17 protein-coding genes and 5 tRNA genes are annotated in these 20,458 nt (G+C 73.3%); 7 read left to right on the plus strand and 15 right to left on the minus strand.

Features of this window, described 5'->3' with window-relative positions; genetic code table 11:
- Nucleotides 1–84: 84 nt before the first annotated feature.
- Nucleotides 85–534 (minus strand): hypothetical protein, encoded by a 450-nt coding sequence (locus ACH4F2_RS25320; RefSeq protein ID WP_398135033.1) that lies wholly within the window; start codon nt 532–534, stop codon nt 85–87.
- Nucleotides 535–726: 192 nt separating this feature from the next.
- On the opposite strand from ACH4F2_RS25320, the gene ACH4F2_RS25325 reads away from it, so the two are divergent.
- Nucleotides 727–1,251 (plus strand): DsbA family protein, encoded by a 525-nt coding sequence (locus ACH4F2_RS25325; RefSeq protein ID WP_398135034.1) that lies wholly within the window; start codon nt 727–729, stop codon nt 1,249–1,251.
- Between the two features lie 23 nt (nt 1,252–1,274).
- On the opposite strand, the gene ACH4F2_RS25330 is transcribed toward ACH4F2_RS25325, so the two are convergent.
- Genes ACH4F2_RS25330 through ACH4F2_RS25340 form a run of 3 tightly spaced genes read right to left on the minus strand, consistent with a single transcriptional unit; the run spans nt 1,275 to nt 4,020 of the window.
- Complete coding sequence (locus ACH4F2_RS25330; RefSeq protein ID WP_398135035.1) at nt 1,275–2,099, minus strand: GNAT family N-acetyltransferase; 825 nt, start codon at nt 2,097–2,099, stop codon at nt 1,275–1,277.
- A 50-nt stretch (nt 2,100–2,149) separates the two neighbouring features.
- Nucleotides 2,150–2,971, minus strand: coding sequence for an aminotransferase class IV (locus ACH4F2_RS25335; RefSeq protein WP_398135036.1), 822 nt, complete (start codon nt 2,969–2,971; stop codon nt 2,150–2,152).
- Nucleotides 2,968–4,020 carry a chorismate-binding protein gene (locus tag ACH4F2_RS25340; protein ID WP_398135037.1) on the minus strand — a complete coding sequence of 351 codons (1,053 nt, stop codon included), beginning with the start codon at nt 4,018–4,020 and terminating at the stop codon, nt 2,968–2,970. The genes ACH4F2_RS25335 and ACH4F2_RS25340 overlap by 4 nt, the downstream gene beginning before the upstream one ends.
- 177 nt (nt 4,021–4,197) lie before the next feature.
- Between ACH4F2_RS25340 and ACH4F2_RS25345 the strand changes: the two genes are divergently transcribed.
- The 5 genes from ACH4F2_RS25345 to ACH4F2_RS25365 all read left to right on the plus strand — a co-directional run bounded on the left by ACH4F2_RS25345 (nt 4,198) and on the right by ACH4F2_RS25365 (nt 4,665).
- Nucleotides 4,198–4,270: transfer RNA gene (locus ACH4F2_RS25345), tRNA-Gly, on the plus strand.
- Nucleotides 4,271–4,308: 38 nt separating this feature from the next.
- A tRNA-Cys gene (locus tag ACH4F2_RS25350) sits at nt 4,309–4,382 on the plus strand.
- A 1-nt stretch (nt 4,383) separates the two neighbouring features.
- A tRNA-Val gene (locus ACH4F2_RS25355) sits at nt 4,384–4,455 on the plus strand.
- Between the two features lie 53 nt (nt 4,456–4,508).
- Nucleotides 4,509–4,580 (plus strand) — tRNA-Val (locus ACH4F2_RS25360).
- A 13-nt stretch (nt 4,581–4,593) separates the two neighbouring features.
- Nucleotides 4,594–4,665, plus strand: a tRNA-Val gene (locus tag ACH4F2_RS25365).
- 65 nt (nt 4,666–4,730) lie between these two features.
- Here ACH4F2_RS25365 and ACH4F2_RS25370 read toward each other — a convergent pair.
- The 3 genes from ACH4F2_RS25370 to ACH4F2_RS25380 all read right to left on the minus strand — a co-directional run bounded on the left by ACH4F2_RS25370 (nt 4,731) and on the right by ACH4F2_RS25380 (nt 6,488).
- Entirely contained in the window at nt 4,731–5,021 is a 291-nt protein-coding gene (locus ACH4F2_RS25370) for a zf-TFIIB domain-containing protein (RefSeq protein ID WP_398135038.1), read from the minus strand.
- Nucleotides 5,022–5,137: 116 nt separating this feature from the next.
- Entirely contained in the window at nt 5,138–6,127 is a 990-nt protein-coding gene (locus tag ACH4F2_RS25375) for a phosphotransferase family protein (RefSeq protein WP_398135039.1), read from the minus strand.
- 178 nt (nt 6,128–6,305) lie between these two features.
- The gene (locus tag ACH4F2_RS25380; RefSeq protein ID WP_398135040.1) at nt 6,306–6,488 is read right to left on the minus strand and encodes a hypothetical protein; all 183 of its coding nucleotides are present in this window, start codon (nt 6,486–6,488) and stop codon (nt 6,306–6,308) included.
- A gap of 589 nt (nt 6,489–7,077) precedes the next feature.
- Here ACH4F2_RS25380 and ACH4F2_RS25385 point away from each other — a divergent pair.
- Nucleotides 7,078–8,526: a protein kinase gene (locus tag ACH4F2_RS25385; protein ID WP_398135160.1), complete on the plus strand. Its 1,449-nt coding sequence runs from the start codon at nt 7,078–7,080 to the stop codon at nt 8,524–8,526.
- A gap of 93 nt (nt 8,527–8,619) precedes the next feature.
- On the opposite strand, the gene ACH4F2_RS25390 is transcribed toward ACH4F2_RS25385, so the two are convergent.
- The 8 genes from ACH4F2_RS25390 to ACH4F2_RS25425 all read right to left on the minus strand — a co-directional run bounded on the left by ACH4F2_RS25390 (nt 8,620) and on the right by ACH4F2_RS25425 (nt 20,117).
- Nucleotides 8,620–9,438: a TrmH family RNA methyltransferase gene (locus ACH4F2_RS25390; RefSeq protein ID WP_398135041.1), complete on the minus strand. Its 819-nt coding sequence runs from the start codon at nt 9,436–9,438 to the stop codon at nt 8,620–8,622.
- Nucleotide 9,439: 1 nt separating this feature from the next.
- Nucleotides 9,440–10,672 carry a uroporphyrinogen-III C-methyltransferase gene (gene cobA / locus ACH4F2_RS25395; RefSeq protein WP_398135042.1) on the minus strand — a complete coding sequence of 411 codons (1,233 nt, stop codon included), beginning with the start codon at nt 10,670–10,672 and terminating at the stop codon, nt 9,440–9,442.
- A 208-nt stretch (nt 10,673–10,880) separates the two neighbouring features.
- On the minus strand, nt 10,881–14,927 hold the full coding sequence (gene cobT, locus ACH4F2_RS25400; protein WP_398135043.1) for a nicotinate-nucleotide--dimethylbenzimidazole phosphoribosyltransferase: 4,047 nt from the start codon (nt 14,925–14,927) through the stop codon (nt 10,881–10,883).
- Between the two features lie 397 nt (nt 14,928–15,324).
- A complete protein-coding gene (gene cbiE / locus ACH4F2_RS25405; RefSeq protein ID WP_398135044.1) occupies nt 15,325–16,551 on the minus strand; it encodes a precorrin-6y C5,15-methyltransferase (decarboxylating) subunit CbiE in 1,227 nt (408 codons plus the stop codon).
- Nucleotides 16,552–16,668: 117 nt separating this feature from the next.
- Entirely contained in the window at nt 16,669–17,307 is a 639-nt protein-coding gene (locus ACH4F2_RS25410) for a GNAT family N-acetyltransferase (RefSeq protein WP_398135045.1), read from the minus strand.
- Between the two features lie 133 nt (nt 17,308–17,440).
- Entirely contained in the window at nt 17,441–18,268 is an 828-nt protein-coding gene (locus tag ACH4F2_RS25415; protein WP_398135046.1) for a MetQ/NlpA family ABC transporter substrate-binding protein, read from the minus strand.
- A 77-nt stretch (nt 18,269–18,345) separates the two neighbouring features.
- Nucleotides 18,346–19,083 carry a methionine ABC transporter permease gene (locus ACH4F2_RS25420; protein ID WP_398135047.1) on the minus strand — a complete coding sequence of 246 codons (738 nt, stop codon included), beginning with the start codon at nt 19,081–19,083 and terminating at the stop codon, nt 18,346–18,348.
- Nucleotides 19,080–20,117, minus strand: coding sequence for a methionine ABC transporter ATP-binding protein (locus ACH4F2_RS25425; RefSeq protein WP_398135048.1), 1,038 nt, complete (start codon nt 20,115–20,117; stop codon nt 19,080–19,082). The genes ACH4F2_RS25420 and ACH4F2_RS25425 overlap by 4 nt, the downstream gene beginning before the upstream one ends.
- Nucleotides 20,118–20,458 lie beyond the last annotated feature (341 nt).

The raw sequence follows: 20,458 nt of genomic DNA on the forward strand, positions 1-20,458 counted from the left end.
GCTCGGACCACTCTGCCGTTGAGGCGGGGCAGCCGACGACGCTCGCGCCGTGGTGTCTTCCCACGCGTTCCGTGGGCGAGGGGGTCAGATGCCGTGCTTCTTCAGAATCGCCTCGATGTCGCTGAAGTCGTCCTCACCGCGGGACGTGTTCGCCGGACGGGAGGCGGGCCGGGGCATCGGCCGGGTACCGGGGCCGAGGGAGGGTTCCGAGGCCGCCGGGGCGACGGCGTCGCGCCGTGCCGCGGCGCGGGCCTCCTTGCGCTCCTTGCGGGTGCCGCCGCGGCGGCGCTCCACGGTGCGCGTGGTCATGAAGAGGAGCCAGGACACGCCCAGCACCGCGAAGCCGGCCCACGCCACCGGGCTGAAGGCCGTGTCGGCCAGCCACTCGACGACCCCGGTCATCACCAGGCCGATCGGGACGAGTGAGTAGGCGGCGATGCGGGCTGCGGTGAGAAAACGCCTGCGGTACGCGGTGACCACCGCGATGCCCAGGCCCGCCGCGGACACCGCGGAACAGACGGTCTCGGCAATCATCCGGTCCTCCGGGCTGGGCTCGGTCGGGCATGAGTGCTTCTGTCCCTTCCATCCTGCACCGTCCGAACGCCGTGATGCCATGGTCCGGCCCGAGATCAGGGAGATCTCGGGGGTCGGCTCCTCCCCAGGTGCCGGGTGGCCGCCGTACGACGATGGTCGGGGCGTCCTCCCGTGGGCTGGGAGAATGGGGCCATGAGCGACTCCTCCCCCGCCCGTCCCGTCCCGCCCGTCCTCGACGTCTGGTGCGAGCTCCAGTGCCCGGACTGCCGCACCGCCCTGGACGACCTCCGTGCCCTGCGCGCCCGCTACGGCGACCGTCTGGAGCTGCGGCTGCGGCACTTCCCGCTGGAGAAGCACAGGCACTCCTTCGCCGCCGCCCAGGCCGCCGAGGAGGCCGTGGCCCAGGGGAAGGGATGGCCGTACGCCGAGGCCGTGCTGGACCGGGTCGCGGAGCTGGACCGCGAGGGAGAACCCCTCCTGGTCGAGGTGGCCCGGGAACTGGGACTGGACGCCGAGGAGTTCGACACGGCGCTGATCGATGGCCGGCACATCCTGATCGTCGACGCCGACCAGGCCGAGGGCAAGGCGATCGGCGTGACCGGCACCCCCACGTACGTGATCGGCGGCGAGCGCCTCGACGGCGGCAAGAGCCAGGAAGGGCTGCGCGAGCGCGTCGAGGAGATCGCGGACCGGCTGCTGGCCGGGCAGCGGGACTGACCGGGGACTGCCCCCACCCGCCGTTACTGCAACGGTTTGTAGAAGCTGTACCGCGTGGTCTCGTAGCCGAGCGACTCGTAGAGCCGCTCGGCCGCGGTGTTGCCCGCGAAGACGTTGAGGCCGATCAGTGGCCGTCCGGCGGCGATCGCCTGGCTCTCGGCCAGCAGCATCAGCGTACGGCCGTGGCCCCGGCCGCGGTGGGCCGCCTCGGCCTCGACATCGAAGACGTAGGCCCGGTCCTCGCTCAGCGCCAGCCACAGGACGCCGACCCGCGTCCCTTCGTGCTCCAACACGCTGAACAGCATGTTCTCGGTGTCCAGCCCCCGCGGCAGCAGCGTCTCGTGATCGCTGCGCGCCTTGGCGTACGCCTCGGTCTCGGGCACGCCCCGCTCGATCCAGGTACGGGCGTACTGCTCCGACTCGTAGGCCTGCCAGGCCCCGAACTCGTCCGGTCCCATGGGCCGTGCGCGACTGTCCGCGGGCAGCGTGGGCGGGGTGTCGCCGAGCGGCTTGGTCATGCCCCGGGTGCGCAGGACGTAACCGAGCGCCGAGGCGAGTCGCAGGCCCGCCTCGGCGTCGGGGGCGACGCTCGCCTCGATCTGCCGGCAGCCCCAGCCCCGCGCGATCTCCTCGGCCGCGAGCGCGGCCACCGTGCCCCGGCCGCGTCGGCGGTCCGGTTCGTCGATGCGCAGCTTGTGGATCACGGCGACCGAGCCGCCGAAGGCACGTGAGGTGCCGAGGTGTATCGCGCCGGCGCGACGGCCGTTCACGCACACGTGGTAGCGGCGTGAACGCGTTCCGTCGGCGGCGCGCTGAAGCGGCTCGGTCGGCCGCAGGGTCGTGGTCATCACGGGTGTTCTACCCGCCGGGGATGCGATGTGCAGCCGAATATCCGCGGTCACGGATCCAGGTCGTCCCCGGACCGCTCCTCGAAGATCCGCATGGCCTTCGCGGTCACCGGGCCCGGGGCGCCCGGCAGTTCACGGTCGTCGACGCGGTGCACGGCCTGCACGTCGCGGAGAGTGGAGGTCAGGAAGACCTCGTCGGCGCGGTCCAGGACGTCCAGGGGGAGGTCCGTCTCGCGGGCGCCGGTCCACTCGACGGCCAGGGCCCGGGTGATGCCGGCGAGACAGCCGGAGGTGACCGGCGGAGTGTGGATCTCACCGTCGAGGACGACGAAGACGTTCGACCCGGTGCCCTCGCACAGTTGCCCCACCGTGTTGCCGAACAGCGCCTCCGTGGCGCCCCGTTCGCGGGCGCGGGCGAGGGCGACGACGTTCTCGGCGTAGGAGGTGGTCTTCAGGCCGGTGAGCGCGCCGCGCTCGTTGCGGGTCCAGGGCACCGTGATGACGGCCGTGGAGTCGGGGCGGCGCCCGCTCTCGCCGAGGGCGACGACCAGGGTCGGGCCGTGCTCACCGCGGTCGGAGCCGAGCGGGCCGTGGCCGCCGGTGTAGGTGACGCGCAGCCGGCCCAGCGGCACGGGGTTGGCCTCCAGGACGGCGGCGCAGGCGCGGCGCACCTCGTCCAGGTCGGGATCGGGCAGCCCCAGGCCGCGGGCCGAACGGGTCAGCCGGTCGAGGTGCCGGGTCAGCGCGAACGGCCTGCCGTCCACCGCCTTCACCGTCTCGAAGATGCCGTCGCCCACGGTCAGTCCGTGGTCGAGGACGGAGACGCGGGCGGACTCGATGTCCTGCAGCCCGCCGTCGAGCCAGATCTTCACGTCAGTAGTGCCTCTCCGCTTCCGTTCACCTCGTACGCGCCCGACGCTACCGCGAGCAGCCGGGACGCCTTGAGTTCGGTCTCCCGCCACTCCCCCTCGGGGTCGGACCCCCAGGTGATGCCGGCGCCGGTGCCGAAGCGCAGCAGCCCCGCGGCCCGGTCGATCCAGAAGGTACGGATACCGACGGCCAGTTCCCCGGTCCCCCGGTCGGCGTCGACCCAGCCGATTCCGCCGCAGTACGGGCCTCGGGGCGCGGTCTCCAGCGCGTCGATGATCCGCAGGGCGCTCGACTTGGGCGCGCCGGTGACGGATCCGGGCGGGAACGCCGCGTCGAGCAGCTCCGGCCAGCCGGCGTCCGCGCGCAGCTCGCCGCGTACGGTCGACACGAGGTGCACGAGACCCGGGTGCTTCTCGACGGCGCACAGGTCGGGCACGGTCACCGTCCCCGTGGCGCAGACCCGCCCGATGTCGTTGCGGACCAGGTCCACGATCATCACGTTCTCGGCGTAGTCCTTCTCCAGCAGGTCGGCCTCTGTCCGCCCGGTGCCCTTGATCGGCCCGGACTCGACGGTCCGGCCGTCCCGGCGCAGGAACAGCTCGGGCGACGCGGTGGCTGTCTCCACGCCGTGTCCGGGGAGCCGGATCGTCCCGGCGTACGGTGCCGGGTTGCCGCGGGCCAGCAGGGCGGTGAGGGCGTCCACGTCGGCGCCGGGGGCTACGGGCGCCGAGAGCACCCGGCAGAGGTTGGCCTGGTAGACCTCGCCGGCGGCTATGTACTCACGGATGCGCCGTACGGCCGCCGTGTACGCGGCGCGGTCCAGGGAGGACGACCAGTCACCGACAGCCGGCCCCCGCCACGCACCCGGTACCGGGGCCGGTACCGGCTCGGTGCGCATCTCCGCGAAGCGTGCGCAGGTCAGACGGCCTTCGAAGTCCGCGCATACGGCCCAGAAACCCTGGGAGGCGAGTGCGGCGGGATCGCTCGTGACGTCGAGGAGACCGGTGGCGAACCGGTCGCCGAAGCGGGCGAGGGGAGGGAGGTCGAGCACGTGGTCGAGTCTAGGCCGGTGGCCCCGAGGTGACCCGAACGTGTCCTTCCGGGTGCCCTGACCAGGTCCGCGAGCGGACGCACCGCAGCACGCTGCGCAAACGCGTTTTTGTGCTGGCCCCGGAATCCGCTAGAGTTCATGACGTCGCCGGGACGCGCAAGCGGACCGAACCGACAGGCGGACGTAGCTCAGTTGGTAGAGCGCAACCTTGCCAAGGTTGAGGTCGCGAGTTCGAACCTCGTCGTCCGCTCGCAGGAACAGAGGGCCTCCCGGGTCCTCTACACTCCTGGTGGAGTGGCCGAGAGGCGAGGCAACGGCCTGCAAAGCCGTCTACACGGGTTCAAATCCCGTCTCCACCTCCAAGGACGATTAGCTCAGCGGGAGAGCGCTTCCCTGACACGGAAGAGGTCACTGGTTCAATCCCAGTATCGTCCACTGATCCGCAAGGATCACCGACCCGTATGGATCATCGGTCCGTATGGATCCCCGCGCGATTAGCTCAGCGGGAGAGCGCTTCCCTGACACGGAAGAGGTCACTGGTTCAATCCCAGTATCGCGCACGCAGCACTCCCAGGACGATTAGCTCAGCGGGAGAGCGCTTCCCTGACACGGAAGAGGTCACTGGTTCAATCCCAGTATCGTCCACATCCACCGGAGCCCCCGGCCGTCTCGTACGGCCGGGGGCTCCGTCGTGCCCGTGCTCGGCCGGATCAGCTGGAGAAGAGCATGCGGCCGAAGCTCTTCTGGCGGTGGTGACCGTGGTGGCCGTGGCCGTGACCGGCGTGCGGGGCGCCCCAGGCGGGGGCCGGAGCGGCCGGGTAGGCCTGCGGGGCGGCGGGCGGGGCCGGCGGAGCGGGCTGGGACCACTGGGCCTCCAGGCGGGTCAGCGACTCCAGCTCGCCGTAGTCGAGAAAGATCCCGCGGCAGCCACTGCACTGCTCGATCTGAACGCCGTTGCGGTTGTAGGTGTGCATCGGTGCGTGGCACTTGGGGCACTGCATGCTCGGCTCAACTCCTCGCCGGTCGGTCCTGCTTCGCGTGTCGCCAGGACAGACTCTGTCCGGCTACGGGTCGGTTGCACCCTACTTCGCGGAACTTCGGCTCGACCGCGTGGGGCTCAGGGGCGGACGGAAGCCATCCGCGCGCATGCGTCGACCAGTGACTGTTCCACCTCGTCCAGGGGCCGGTCCGCCGCGACCGCCTTGGTGACGGCCCGGGCGGCGGTCTGCGCGGTGAGGGCGCGGGCCGGGACGTCCAGTGCGGCCCAGGGGTCCGCGCCCGACGGGACGGCCGGGCCGCCGGCCGTGCGGTAGGCGGTCAGGAAGCGGTGCCACTCGTCCGGCGCGAGCAGCCCGCAGGCGTACCAGGCCGCCGGGCGGGCCAGGTCCCAGGCCGGGACGCCGGTGCCGAGGTCGTCGACGTCGATCAGCAGCCAAGGGCCCTCGGGCGCGGGGTGGCGTATGAGCTGGCCGAGGTGGAGGTCGCCGTGGCAGAGGGTGGTCGTGTCCGGCATGGCGGCCTCGCCGCGTGCCCAGGCGGGAAGAGTGGCCCAGGCGCCCAGCACGGGGGCGGTGGCGGGGTGGCGCGGGGCGGTGGCCCGGAGGAGGGCGACGGCTCGGGCCGCCTTCGCGGGGCCGCGCATCGGAGGTACGGCCGCGGGGGCCGGCGTCCGGTGGAGGCGGGCGAGCAGAGTGGCCGCGGCCTCCCAGGGCGCCGCTTCCGGGTCCTCCGGTTCCACGGGGGTGCCGTACGGCCAGTACGTGACGAGCCGCCCACGCAGTTCGACGGGCGTCGCGGCGAGCGGGGGCAGGAGGATGCCGGGGAGCCGGGCGGCGACGGTGACACGGAGGGCCAGCTCGGCGGGGTCGGTATCCACCGCGTGGGCCTTGGCCACGGTGTCGGCGTGCCGGACGACGGTGGCATCGGGGCGGTCGGCGAGAGTGGCGTCGGTGAGGGCCGCGCCGGAAGTGGTTGTGCCCGAGTGGGCCGGCTCCGAGAGGGCTGTCCCCGAGAGGAGGGTCGCACCGCAGGGGCAGGCCGGGGTACGGGCGTGGGCCGTTGCCCTGACGCGGGCGGTGAGGGCGGGGAGGAGGGCGTCCGTGGTCACCGGGTGAGGGTATGCGGGTGTCCGCCCGGTCCGCCCCGTCGGCCGCGGTGGCAAAAGCAATGCCGGCGCAGCTCCCCAGCTGCGCCGGCATTTTGCCGTCCGCCGCACCCCCGTCCCCACGGGGTTTCATGGATGGATGTCCCCACCCGGACCGCTCTTCCGGGCCTGGGGACGCCGCTCAGCGCCCCAGCATCACACCCACGGACGACGCCTGTGTGGCCACCGTCTCCCACCCGTCGAAGACGAGGAGGAGCAGGACCGCCAGGGGCAGGGCCATGAGCGTCGCCACCAAGGGGTGGCGGCGTCCCTGACGGCGGCTTTCCCGTGTGCGGACCAGCGTCCGCGGTACCGTCTGGGCCATGGTCCCTCTCCTGACCGTTTCCGTTGTCTTGTGCAGCGGCGGGCGTCTGACCTCGGGGGACGAGTACTGCACCCGCCGCTTGACCTCAAATCTAGGCGGCCGGCGATCGCCCGGCGTCATGCCCTCGTACCGAATGCCGGGCCTCCCGGAGGATGAGCCACGACCCGCGGTGTACTCCCCTGGGTGGAGACCGGTTCCCGCGCCTCGGGGTCTTCCCGGAGGGGGCGCCCGCCGTGCCCCGGTATCTCCGCGCTGTCCGGTGACATCGCTCACTTCCGCCGGGTCCCCGCGCGCCCCTGCCCCGGCCCGGCACGGGACCTCGCCCGCCACCACGTCGTGGGTGGGGGGCGTCTTGGCGGTATCTCCCACCGTGTCCACCAGAACGTCCCTTCCTGGTCCAATGCCCGTCCCACGGCGGGCGATTGGGCGCACCGGTGGATCGGGGCCGGCCCGCTCCCGTAGTGCCTGACCGTTCCTCAACTCTCCCGTCCCGCACTGACAATCCGTCGCGCGCAGAGGGCGCGGCCTCTGCGCGCGGGCGGCCGTGGAAACGTAAGCTGTGGCTCGTCACAGGGACCGGGCAGCGGGGATGAACATGGCGATGATGCGCCTGAGGCGCGAGGACCCGCGCGTCGTCGGCTCGTTCAGGCTTCACAGGCGGCTCGGCGCGGGTGGAATGGGCGTGGTCTACCTGGGCTCCGACAAGAAGGGGCAACGGGTCGCGCTGAAGGTCATCCGGCCGGACCTGGCCGAGGACCAGGAGTTCCGCTCGCGGTTCGCCCGCGAGGTCTCGGCGGCCCGGCGCATCCGCGGCGGCTGCACCGCGCGGCTGGTCGCCGCGGACCTGGAGGCGGACCGGCCCTGGTTCGCCACGCAGTACGTGCCCGGCCCCTCCCTGCACGACAAGGTCGTCGACGGGGGCCCGCTCGGCGCGGCGGACGTCGCCGCCGTGGGCGCCGCCCTGTCCGAGGGACTGGTCGCGGTGCACGAGGCCGGTGTGGTGCACCGGGACCTGAAGCCGTCCAACATCCTGCTGTCCCCGAAGGGGCCGCGGATCATCGACTTCGGCATCGCCTGGGCGACGGGCGCCTCGACGCTCACGCACGTCGGCACCGCGGTCGGCTCCCCCGGGTTCCTCGCGCCGGAGCAGGTGCGCGGGGCGACGGTCACACCGGCCACGGACGTGTTCTCGCTCGGCGCCACACTGGCGTACGCGTCGATGGGCGATTCGCCCTTCGGCCACGGCAGTTCCGAGGTGATGCTCTACCGCGTGGTGCACGAGGAGGCCCAGCTGCAGGGTGTCCCCGACGCCATCGCCCCGCTGGTGCGGGCGTGCCTGGCCAAGGACCCCGAGGAGCGCCCCAGCACCCTGCAACTGTCACTGCGGCTCAAGGAGATCGCCACCCGGGAAGCCCAGGGGCTGGCCGACGTACGGCCGCCCGCGCCGCGCAGCGCGGAGGCCGACCTGCCCACGGGACGGCTCGCCGACACCTATCCGGAGCGTGGTCAGCGGCGTCCGCAGGGCCGGCCGGGCGCGCCCACGCCGCGGAGCGGGTCGGGGGCGGGGCGGGGCCAGGCGCCCGCGCGCGGCGGCGATCCGTCACGCGGTGGCGCCCCCTCGCGCGGTGGCACGCCGGCGCGCGGCGGATCCGCCGCCCGGGGCACGGGCGCCTCGCGCGGCGGCGGAGCGGGTGCCCGGTCCGGGTCGCGGCCCACGCCCTCCTCCCGCAACAACACCGGCCGGAACACCTTCCGCAACGACAGCGGCGGTCGGCCCGCCCCGCGCGGCGGAGCCGGGCGTACGGCGCCGAGGACCACGGGGACCGGATGGCGGCGGCCCGCCAACCCGCGGCTGCTGCGGCAGCGGCTGTTCGTGTTCGTGGTCGTCACGCTGCTGGTCGCGCTGGGTATCGCCGCCGCGCAGGGCTGCCAGGGGCCGTCGCAGGGGCTCGGTGACGACCGGAACGGCGTTCGGACGCAACAGCTACAGGTGGACGTACGGAGTGACGCTCCCGGACGGCAGGCTTCCGGACTGTAGGGCCCAGGGCAACGCCGGCCGATGAAGCCGTAGCTGCCGGGCGGGTCGCGGTTCCCGTGCTCGGGCGAGGGGGAACGAGGCGGCCGGCGACGGCTAGGCCGAGGGCCGGCCCGTCGCCACCGCGTAGAAGGCGACCGCCGCCGCCGCGCCCACGTTGAGGGAGTCGACGCCGTGGGACATCGGGATGCGGACCCACTTGTCGGACGCCGCCAGAGCTCGCCGGGACAGTCCGTCGCCCTCGGCGCCCAGCATCAGGGCCACCCGGCCCATCCGGTGCGGGGCGACCTCGTCGAGAGCCTCGGCCCGGTCGTCGGGGGTGAGGGCGAGGAGCGTGAAGCCCGCCTCGCGAACCGTCCCCAGACCGGCCGGCCAGGTGTCGAGGCGGGCGTACGGCACGGAGAAGACCGCGCCCATCGACACCTTCACGCTGCGCCGGTACAGGGGGTCCGCGCAGTCCGGGGAGAGCAGGACCGCGTCCATGCCGAGGGCGGCGGCGGAGCGGAAGATGGCGCCGATGTTGGTGTGGTCGTTGACCGACTCCATGACGACGACGCGGCGGGCGGCGGACAGCAGGCCGGCCGCGGCGGGCAGCGGCTTGCGCTGCATGGAGGCGAGCGCGCCGCGGTGCACGTGGTAGCCGGTGACCCGTTCGGCGAGCGCCGGGTCGACGACGTACACCGGGGCGGGGGCCTCGTCGATGATGTCGCGCATCGTGTCGACCCACTTGGCCGAGAGCAGCATCGACCGCATCGCGTAGCCGGCCTCGCCGGCCCGCCGGATGACCTTCTCGCCCTCGGCGATGAACAGGCCCTCGGCGGGTTCGCGGCGGCGGCGCAGTTCGACGTCGGTCAGGCCGGTGTAGTCGTGCAGGCGCGGGTCGTCGGGGTCGTCGATCATGATCAGGTCGGCCATGTCACGCCGTCCCGTGCGGGCCGACGCCGACGACCTCGCCGACGACGATGACGGCGGGCGGCCTGACCTCCTGTGCGACGACCGTCCCGGCGACGGTGGCGAGGGTCGCGTCGACCCGGCGCTGGGCGGCCGTCGTGCCCTCCTGGACGAGGGCCACCGGGGTGTCGGGGGACTTGCCGTGCGCGACGAGGGTCTCGGCGATCCGGCCGATCTTGTCGACGCCCATGAGGATCACGAGCGTGCCGGTGAGCTTGGCCAGGGACGGCCAGTCGACCAGGGAGCGCTCGTCGTCGGGGGCGACGTGCCCGCTGACCACGGTGAACTCGTGGGCGACGCCCCGGTGGGTGACCGGGATGCCGGCCGCGCCGGGGACCGAGACGGAGCTGGAGATGCCAGGGACGACGGTGCACGGGATGCCCGCCTCGGCCAGCGCCTGCGCCTCCTCCATGCCCCGGCCGAAGACGAACGGGTCGCCGCCCTTCAGCCGTACGACGGCCTTGCCCTGCTTCGCGTGCTCGATCAGCGCGTTGTTGATGGCCTCCTGGGCCATGAAGCGGCCGTACGGGATCTTCGCCGCGTCGATGACCTCGACGTGCGGGGGCAGCTCGGCGAGCAGGTCGCGCGGGCCGAGCCGGTCGGCGATGACGACGTCGGCCTCGGCGAGCAGGCGGCGGCCGCGGACGGTGATCAGGTCCGGGTCGCCGGGGCCGCCGCCCACCAGGGCGACTCCGGCGCTGCGCGTGCGGTGGTGTGGGGCGACGAGGGTGCCGTCGCGCAGGCCCTCGACGACCGCGTCCCGGATGGCGGCCGTGTGGCGGGGGTCCCGGCCGCGCGCGTTCGTCGTGAGCACGGCGACGGTGACGCCCTCGCTGTGGCCGGTCGCCGGGGTCCATGCCGTGGCACGGTCGGCGTCGTCGGAGCGGACGCACCACACGCGGTGCCGCTCGGCCTCGGCGGAGGCGGCGGCGTTGGCCTCGGTGTCGCTGGTGGCGATCAGCGCGTACCAGGCGTCCGCGAGGTCGCCTTCCGCGTAGGCGCGCCGCTCCCACGCGATCTCGCCCGCGTCCGCCATGGCCTCGACCGACGGGGTCGCCTCGGGAGAGACGAGGCGGACGTCCGCGCCCGCCGCGATGAGGGCGGGCAGGCGGCGCTGGGCGACCTGACCGCCGCCGAGGACGACCACGCGACGGCCGGTCAGGCGGAGGCCTACGGGGTAGGCGGGGTGTTCGGCCATGAGGGAGGGCTCCTCGTCCTGGCGGTGCGGTGGGCGCTGCGGCTCTGGAGCGGCCCTGACGTGCGGATTCTATGAGACGTACGGATGTGCGGGTATCCGTGAGGCGTACGGACGCCCGGTGATCCGGGGACCTGCGGTGCGACAGGTACGGCGGGGGTGGGGCGGCGGCGCTGGTTCTCCGCCGCGCCGTCCCTCCCCCGCCGCGGGGCTACTTCTCGGTGACGCCCGCCGAGTCGAACGTCGCCACCTCGTGCATGGCCCGCGCGGTGCTCTGCACCATCGGCAGGGCGAGCAGCGCGCCGGTGCCCTCGCCGAGGCGGAGGTCGAGGTCGACCAGCGGGCGCAGGCCCAGCTTGCCCAGAGCGGCGACATGGCCGGGCTCGGCGCTGCGGTGGCCGGCGATGCAGGCCGCGAGGACCTCGGGGGCGATCGCGCGGGCCACCAGGGCGGCGGCACCCGCGCTGACGCCGTCCAGGATCACCGGCGTACGCAGGGAGGCGCCGCCGAGCAGCAGGCCGACCATGGCCGCGTGCTCGAAACCGCCGACCGCGGCGAGGACGCCGATCGGGTCGGCCGGGTCGGGCTGGTGCAGCTCGATCGCCCGGCGTACGACCTCGGTCTTGCGGACCAGGGTCTCGTCGTTGATGCCGGTGCCCCGGCCGGTGACCTCGGCCGGGTCCGCGCCGGTGAAGACGGAGATGAGCGCGGCGGACGCGGTGGTGTTCGCGATGCCCATCTCGCCGGTGAGGAGCGCCTTGTTGCCGGCCGCCACCAGGTCGCGGGCGGTCTCGATGCCGACCTCGATGGCCTGCTTGGCCTCCTCGCGGGTCATCGCGGGGCCGGCGGTCATGTCGGACGTGCCCGCGCGGACCTTGCGGGGCAGCAGGCCGGGCGTGGCGGGCAGGTCGGTGGCGACCCCCACGTCCACGACGCACACCTCCGCGCCGACCTGGGTGGCGAAGGCGTTGCAGACCGCTCCCCCGCCCAGGAAGTTGGCCACCATCTGGGCGGTGACCTCCTGCGGCCAAGGAGTGACGCCCTGGGCGTGCACCCCGTGGTCACCGGCGAAGACCGCGACGGCCGCGGGCTCCGGGATCGGCGGCGGACACTGGCGGGACAGGCCGGACAGCTGAGCGGAGATGATCTCCAGCATGCCGAGCGCGCCGGCCGGCTTGGTCATGCGCTTCTGCCGCTCCCAGGCCTCACCGAGCGCCTTGGCGTCGAGCGGGCGGATCTGTGCGACGGTCTCGGCAAGCAGGTCGTGGGGGTCCTCTCCGGGCAGGGCGCGTCGGCCGTACGTCTCTTCGTGCACGACCCACGACAGCGGGCGCCGCTTCGACCAGCCCGCCTGCATCAGCTCGGGCTCGTCCGGGAACTCGTCGACGTAGCCCACGCACAGGTACGCGACGACGTCCAGGTGCTCGGGCAGGCCGAGGGCGCGGACCATCTCGCGCTCGTCGAAGAAGCTGACCCAGCCGACGCCGAGGCCCTCGGCGCGGGCGGCGAGCCAGAGGTTCTCGACCGCGAGCGCGGAGGAGTACGGCGCCATCTGGGGCTGGGTGTGCCGGCCCAGGGTGTGCCGGCCGCCGCGGGTCTGGTCGGCGGTGACGACGATGTTGACCGGGGTGTCGAGGATGGCCTCGATCTTCAGTTCCTTGAACTGCTTGGCCCGGCCCTTGGGGAGGGACTTCGCGTACGCGTCGCGCTGGCGCGTCGCCAGTTCGTGCATCGTGCGGCGGGTGTCGGCGGAGCGGATGACGACGAAGTCCCAGGGCTGCGAGTGGCCGACGGAGGGCGCGGTGTGGGCGGCCTCCAGGACCCGGAGCAGCACCTCGTGCGGGATGGGGTCGCCGCGGAAGCCGTTGCGGATGTCACGGCGTTCCCGCATGACCTTCAGGACGGCCTCGCGTTCGGCGTCGTCGTAGGCGGGTGCCGCCGGGCCGGCGGACTGCCGTACTTCCGCCACCGCGGCCGTGCTCACGTCGTGCGGGTCTTCCTGGCCTTCGCCGGCTTCCCGGTGCGCCTGGCCTGCCTGCGCCGGCTCGGCCGCCTGCGCCGCGGGGTCTTCCTGGTCGGCGGCGTGGGTGTCCAGGTCGTCGACGCTCTGGACGAGTTCCGGGTCGGCCTCGCCCGGGACGGCGACCTCGACGACGGGGCCGGGCGCCTGCCCGGCCGCCTGGGCCTGCGGGGGAAGGACGGGAGCCTCGGGCTGTGCCGGGGCGAGGCGCGGGGTGGTGGGCACCTGACCGCCGCCGACCGGCACGAACTGGCCTACGGACTCGGCGGGGTACTGCCCGGCGGCCTGGTCGGGGTTCTGCCTCACGGCCTGGTCGGGATGGGGACCGGCGGCCTGGTCGGGGTGGACCGCCTCCGGCTGGACGGTGCCCGCGGGCGACGTGTCGGTTTCCGCGGGCTCGGGCGCGCTGTGGGGCACGTCCGCTTCCCGGGGTACACCGGCGTCCATCAGGGACTGGGGGCCCTGGGCGGGCTGCGGGCCACCCGGGTCCGGCTGGTGCGCGGTGGGTCCGCTGCCCGGCTGGTGCGCGGTGGGTCCGCCGCCCGGCTGGTGCGCGGCGGCGGGCCTGGAGTTCGGCTGGTCCTGGGCCGCGGGCCGGCCGTCCGGCTGCGACACGGTGGTGTCCTGCGGCGCGGGCTGGACATCCGGCTGCGGCGTGGTGGCGTCCTGCGTCGCGGACTGCGAGGCGGTGGCGTCCTGCGGTGCCGCGTGAGCGTCGGGCCGCGGGTGCGCGGCCTCGGCCGGGGCGGGCTGCACGGTCGGCTCGGGCTGCGCGGCGGCTTCCTGTACCGGTGCGGGCTGCGGCGCCGCGGCCGGTGTCTCCGGAGACGGCTGCGGGTGCGCGGCCTCTGCCGGAGCGGCCTGCGCGTCCGCCTGCGGGTGCGCGGCCTCTGCCGGCTCGGGCTGCGCGGCCGTTTCCTGCACCGGTGCGGGCTGCGGCGCCGCGGCCGGTGCCTCCGGGGACGGCTGCGGGTGCGCGGGCTCGGGGGCGGCCACGTCGGAGGCCTGGACAACCGCGGGTACGTCGTCGGGATGCTGGACGTCCAGGACCGCGGGTGCCTCGGCGAGCGGGGCTTCCTGCGGCTCGGGAGCCTCGGCCGGCTCCACCGCCTGGACGGGTTCGGGGCCAGGTGCCTCGGCGGCCTCGGCCGCCGCCTGGAGATCTTCCGGCACCGGCTGTTCCGTGATCTCTTGGACGGGCTCGGTCGCGGGCTCCGAGGCGACCGCTTCGGGGGCCGCCGGGACGGCTTCCTCCGCCGGCTCGGGGGCCGGTGCCGGGGCGGGCTCGGCGGCCTGCTCCGCTCCGGCCTCCGGAGCGGGCGGCGCGACGAAGGCCGGTGCGGCTTCCGGCGCCGGTGCCTCCTGCGGTGCGGACACGTCGTCCGCCACCGTCCCGGCCACGGCCGCGGGCTCGTGCGCCGCGTCACCGACGGCCGGTGCCTCGGGGCCGTACGTCACCTCGTTGCCCGGCACGGCGTCGGACCCGCCGGCGTCGTCGGCCACGGTCTCGGGCCGGGTCTCGGCGAAGGCCGGCGCGTCCCCCGCCTGAGCCTCGGCTTCCCCGCCCGTCGCCGCCACGGCCTCGGTCGCCACGCGGGTCACGAGCGCCTGGGCCGCGCCCACCGGCTCGGGCACCCGTACCGGCACGTGCTCCGAAACTTGTTCCGGTACCGGAACAACCGTTTCCGCATGCACGGCCCCGGCGTTCATCGGGGTTCCCGGTGCCTGCGGAGCAGCCTGCGCGCCCCAGGGCGCCGCCCCCTGCGGCGGCATCGCGGTGGCCTGCGGGACGTCGAGGTACTCGGGACCGGTGGTCTGCGGGCCGGCGGGCCGGACCGGTGCGTCGGCCGGGCCGCGGTCGGCGAGGGAGCGGACCGGGCTCGCGGAGGTGTCGGGGATCGGCGGACCGAGGTGCAGGGGCCTGCGCGGCGCAACCGGGGCGGACGCGGGCGCCGGGTCGGGCAGGCGGACGCCACCGAGGTCGACCGAACCGCTGTCGCGGCCTGACATCTCGTGCGGGCCCGGCTGGTGCACGGTCTCGACGACCGGCTCCGGCGCGGGGGGCGCGACCTCGTTGCCCCAGGCACTCTGGGCTCCCGGCAGCAACAACAGGTCCTCGTCCTCGGCGGTGGTCTCGGAGAGGTAGGTGTACGCGCCGGGTGCGGGGACACCCGGCTGCTCCACCATGCCTGCGTTCTCCGGCAGCCCCTCGCCCGGGATCTGGCCGGTGTCGGTCATGCGTAACCCCTCGCCCATCGGTTAGTGCTTCTACGACCAGCTACACCCAGGACGGCGCACCGACCGCCCCGTAGTGGAGAACGAGCGTGCGTGCCCAGCGGCACGAACGACCCGCCGGAAAAGACGACAAAGCCATTGAGTGGCATTGTCGCGGTCGTTCCCCCGTCACGACAGCTTGATCCGCGACGGCCCGCTGTGGACTGCGCCACGTTGCGCGTCCTCCGGTTCTGCCGTACCACACCCACCCCGCAACGGGCGGGTTTCTACGGACATTGACCGACGAATGGCCGGGTGTCCGAGTGCGGTACAACAATCCGCCAGCCTACCCCGCGCGGTATGACAAGCCGATCACGGGGCGCGGTCCGGGAGTCCCGCCCGTCGCCCGGGCCACCACCCCTCAACGAGGCGCTTCGCGCCGCAGGATCTCCCCGCTGAGCAGGAACGCGACGCTCCGCTCCGTCTCCGTCCAGGCCCGGGTGTCGAGTCCGACGGACTGCAACAGAGCGCACTCGACCCGGTAGCCGTGCTCCGTCAGGTCCCTGCCGACGAGTTCGGCCGCGTCACGGGTCGCGGCGTGCGCGACGATGCGTTGCGGCCGCCGGTCGGCGACCGCGGAGACCACGGCCGCTCCCCCGCCGCCGACGCGGACGACGTCGGGTTCGGGGAGGTCCTCCAGGACGTACGGGGCGGTCCCGTGCACGATCTGGAGCTGGGCGCCGAAGTGACGTGCGGTGGCCTCGGTGCGGGCGCAGGCGTCCGGGTCGCGGTCGACCGCGATGACGGCGGCGCCGGCGCGGGCGGCCTCGGTGGCGAAGGCGCCGCCGCCGCAGCCGATGTCCCACACGAGGTCGCCGAGGCGCGGTCCGAGCCGGGCGAGTTGGGCCGTGCGGAGCAGGTCGGTCTCGCCCTCGCCGAGTTCGCCGCCGTACGCCTCGGCCGGCAGGGCCCAGCCGCGCGGTCCGGTGGCGGGGTCACGGCCGGCGATCCAGCCGGCGCCGTCGGTCGCGGTGCCGGGGCCTGCGCTCCCGCCGACGACGATGACGACGTTCGGGTCGCGCCAGGTGTGGTCGGCGGCTTTGTCGGAGGTGACGACGGTGACCCGTTCGCGGGTGGTGCCGAGTTCCTCGCAGATGACGAAGGTCCGGTGGACGCCGTCCATCAGCAGGCCGAGTTCGGCGGGTCCGGCGCCCGGGGAGGTGAGGACCGCGACCTTGGTGTGGGCCCGGCACACGTTCACCGCGCGTCGCAGGGTGCGGGGATGGGCGACGACCACATGGGCGTCGTCCCAGGGCATACCGGCGCGAGCGAAAGCGGTGGCCACGGAGGAGACCGCCGGGACGACTTCGACCTCCAGGCCGAACTCGGGGGCCCGCAGCGTGCGTACGACGCCGAAGAAGCCGGGGTCGCCGTCGGCGAGGACGACCGCCGTGCCGCGGTGGCCGGCGATGCGGCGGGCGGCGAGGGCGACGCTGCCGAGGCGGATGCGTTCGGCGGCGGGCGGTACCTCGGGAAGTGCCAGGTGGTGGGCCGCGCCGGCCACCAGTGTGGCGGCGCCCAGCGCGGAGCGTGCCGCGGCGGTCAGCGGCGAACCGTCCCAGCCGATCACCGTGACCCGGTCGGCCATCGTCGTCAGTCTCCAGGGTTTTCGCAGGTCGTGGTCGCAAAACCGTACGCGGCGCGCCCTCGTGAGGGTACCTGGTGCGGCCTGGGGGCGGGCGGTGACGGAGTCGGCCCCCGTGGATCAGTTCCAGTCGGTGAAGGTGGTGAAACCGTCCGTGTCGCTCAGCTGCCCGGCCGTGCCCTCGAGGTCCTCCGGCAGCAGGCTCCACACGATGAAGTCGGTGCGTATGTCCGTCCAGACACCGTCGTCGGCGCGTACGCGGGCTATGCAGGCGTTGCGCAGGACGCCCTCGCTGATGCAGCCGATCTTCTGGGCGACCTGCTGGGAGGCGGCGTTGTCGGCGGCCGTGCGCAGCTCGATGCGTTCGAACTTCTGGTCGTCGAAGAGCCACTGGGCGGTGGCGAGCGCCGCCTCGGAGGCGTAGCCCTCGCCCCTGGCCCAGGGGGCGACGATGTACGACAGCTCGGTGGACCGTACATGCCAGTCGGTCTTGGTCAGCTGGACGGTGCCGACCAGCCGCTGGGTGAGGAACTCGGTGACCGCGAGGTCGAGGCCCCGGCCGGCGGCGCGTTCGGCGGGGGCGTACTCGCCGATCCAGGTGCGTGCGCCCTGCTCGGTGAAGGGCTGCGGGACGTGGGTCCAGGCGGCGACCTGCTCGTCGTTCATCATCGCGGTGAGGGCGGGGACGTCGTCCTCGTCGAGGGGGCGCAGCACCAACCGCTCCGTGCTGATGGAGATGTTGGGGAAGGTGCTCGTCATGCGCCGCTCCGTAACCTGTGTAACCGTCAGGGCCTGCTCGAACTGCCCAGCATGCAGCATGCGAGCACGCAACCGCACCACCGGGTCCGCCCCGTGTTCAGGGAGCGGACCCGGTGGGGGCGCGGGGTTCGGATCAGAAGGTGGGGAGCACGGAACCGGCGTAGTTGTCCTCGATGAACTTCTTGACCTCGGGCGAGGTGAGGAGCTTGGCGAGCTTCTTCACACGCGGGTCGTCCTCCTGGCCCTCCTTGACGACGAGGAGGTTGACGTTCGGGTTGTCCTCGGCGGACTCCAGGACGAGGGCGTCCTCGGCCGGCTTGAGGTCGGCCTCCAGGGCGTAGTTGCCGTTGATGACCGCCGCGTCGACGTCGCCCAGGGAACGGGGGGTCTGGGCCGCCTCCAACTCCTTGAACTCCAGGTCCTTCGGGTTCTTGGTGATGTCGGCGGGGGTGGCCGAGTTGCCGACGCCGTCCTTGAGGGTGATCAGGCCCTCCGAGGCGAGCAGTTGCAGGGCGCGGGCCTCGGTGACGGTGTCGTTGGGAAGGGCGATGGTCGCGCCGTTCTTCAGGTCGCCGGCCTTGTCGGCCTTCTTCGAGTAGAGGCCGAGCGGCTCCAGGTGCACCGAGACGACGGACTTCAGGTGGGTGCCGTTCTTCTTGTTGAAGTCCGCGAGGTAGGGCTCGGTCTGGAAGTAGTTGGCGCCCACCGAACCGTCCTCCGTCGCCGTGTTCGGCGTGACGTAGTCGGTGAACTCCTTGACCTCCAGGTCGAGGCCCTCCTTCTTCGCCAGGTTGTCCTTGACGTAGGTGAGGATCTCGGCGTGCGGGACGGGCGTCGCGGCGACGACCAGCGGGCCGGAGGTGTCGGAGGCGGAGTCCTTGTCCGAGCCGCAGGCCGAGAGGCCGAGGGTGAGGGCTCCGGCGGCGAGGACGGCGGTGGTGATCTTGGCGGCGTTACGCACGAAAAGTGCCTTTCCTGAGGTGGTGCGACCCCGTCACGGGTACAACGGGGAGTCTGGGGAGGGGAACGCGTGGCGGGTTACGCGACCTTGCTCACGTCGGCCGCCGCGGGCTCCTTGGCCTTGAGCAGCCGGAGCCCGGGCGCGCCGCCCCCACGGCCGCCGCGGCGGTGCAGGTAGCGGGCCGCGTAGTCGCCGGCGAACTGGATGAGCGAGATGACGACGGCGAGGAGTGCGACGGTGACCCACATGAGGCCGGTGTCGAAGCGCTGGTAGCCGTAGCGGACGGCGAGGTCGCCGAGGCCTCCGCCGCCGACGGTGCCGGCCATGGCGGAGTAGCCGATGAGGGCGATGATCGTGGTGGTGGTGCTGGCGATCAGTGACGGGAGCGCTTCGGGGACCAGTACCTTGCGGACGATGGTCCAGGTGTTGCCGCCCATGGCCTGGACGGCCTCGACCAGCCCTCCGTCGACCTCGCGCACGGCGGTCTCGACGAGCCGCGCGAAGAAGGGGATGCCGCCGATGGCGAGCGGCACGATCGCGGCCTCGCTGCCGATGGTGGTGCCGGTGATCCAGCGGGTGAAACTCATCAGCGCGACCATGAGGATGATGAACGGCATCGAGCGGCCGATGTTCACGATCTGGCCGATGACCTTGTTCACCACGACGTTCTGCAGCAGTCCGCCCCGGTCGGAGAGGACGAGGAGCACACCGAGCGGGAGCCCGGCCACGACGGCGATCAGGGTCGACCAGCCGACCATGATCAGGGTCTCCCAGGAGGCCTGCTCGAGCAGGGGCTGCATCTGCGACCAGGTCACTTGGCACCTTCCTTCACCAGCACGGACGGCTCGTCGTTGATCACGTCGATCTGGAGGCCCTGTTCGCGCAGGAAGCCGACGGGCACGACGTTGTCCTCGTAGCCGCCGGGCAGTTCGATGCGCATCCGGCCGACCTGGAGGCCGCCGACGGTGTCGATGGCGGCACCCAGGATCGATATGTCGATGTTGTAGGTGCGGGACAGCTGGGAGATGACGGGCTGGGTGGCGGCCTCGCCGTGGAAGGTGACGTCGAGGACGGTGCGGTCGTCGCCGGACGCGTCGCCGCCGACCGGGAAGAGTGCGGCGGCCAGCTCGGAGCCCGGGGTGGCGAGCAGCTCGCCGACCGTGCCGGACTCGACGATGCGGCCCCGGTCCATGAGGGCGGCCGAGTCGCAGACGCTCTTGACGACGTCCATCTCGTGGGTGATCAGCAGGACGGTCAGGCCGAGCTGCCGGTTCAGGTCGCGCAGCAGCTGGAGGATGGAGCGGGTGGTCTCCGGGTCGAGGGCGCTGGTGGCCTCGTCGGAGAGCAGGACCTTGGGGTCGCCGGCCAGGGCGCGGGCGATGCCGACGCGCTGCTTCTGGCCGCCGGAGAGCTGGGCGGGGTAGGCCCTCGCCTTGTCTGCGAGACCGACGAGGTCGAGCAGTTCCAGCGCCTTGCGGGAACGTTCCTTCCCGGACTTGCCGAGGATCTCCAGCGGCAGTTCGACGTTGTCCTGCACGGTCCGGGAGGAGAGCAGGTTGAAGTGCTGGAAGACCATGCCGATCCGGCTGCGCGCCTGCCGCAGCTCCCGGCCGGCGCGGGGGCCGCGGCCGGCGAGCGCGGTGAGGTCCTGGCCGGCGACGGTGACCGTGCCGGCGGTGGGACGCTCCAGGAGGTTGACGCAGCGGATGAGCGAGGACTTGCCGGCGCCGGACTGGCCGATGACGCCGTAGACCTCGCCCTCGCGGACGTGCAGATCGACGCCGTCCAGGGCGGTGACCTCGCGGCCGCCCGAGCGGTAGACCTTGGTGAGGCCCGATGTGGTGATCACGTGGGTTTCCGTCACTGTCGAGTGCGCGGCGCGGTGGTGTGCGCCGGGCACGGGGCGTTGTTCTTCGGGGTCTTGGGTCCTTCGGAACGCGGCACGGTTCTCGCGGTGGCGATGCGCGGTGATCCGGGGAGAAACGTGTGCGCGGGGCGTGACTCAGCCGCGGGCGCGGGGCGCGGGCGCGGACATGAGCGGGCGCTCGCTTCGGGGCGCGAGGCTCAGGTGGTGCAGGGGCCCTCTAGAAGGCGCACATTCGACACATACAACGAGCACCGGGCGTCATCGTCGCCTCGGTCGCAGGGGTGCGGTCGCTCGTCGTGCTCATGCGATCAGTAAAGCAGACG

Source organism: Streptomyces sp. NPDC017890, from assembly GCF_044328675.1.
Lineage (GTDB): Bacteria > Actinomycetota > Actinomycetes > Streptomycetales > Streptomycetaceae > Streptomyces.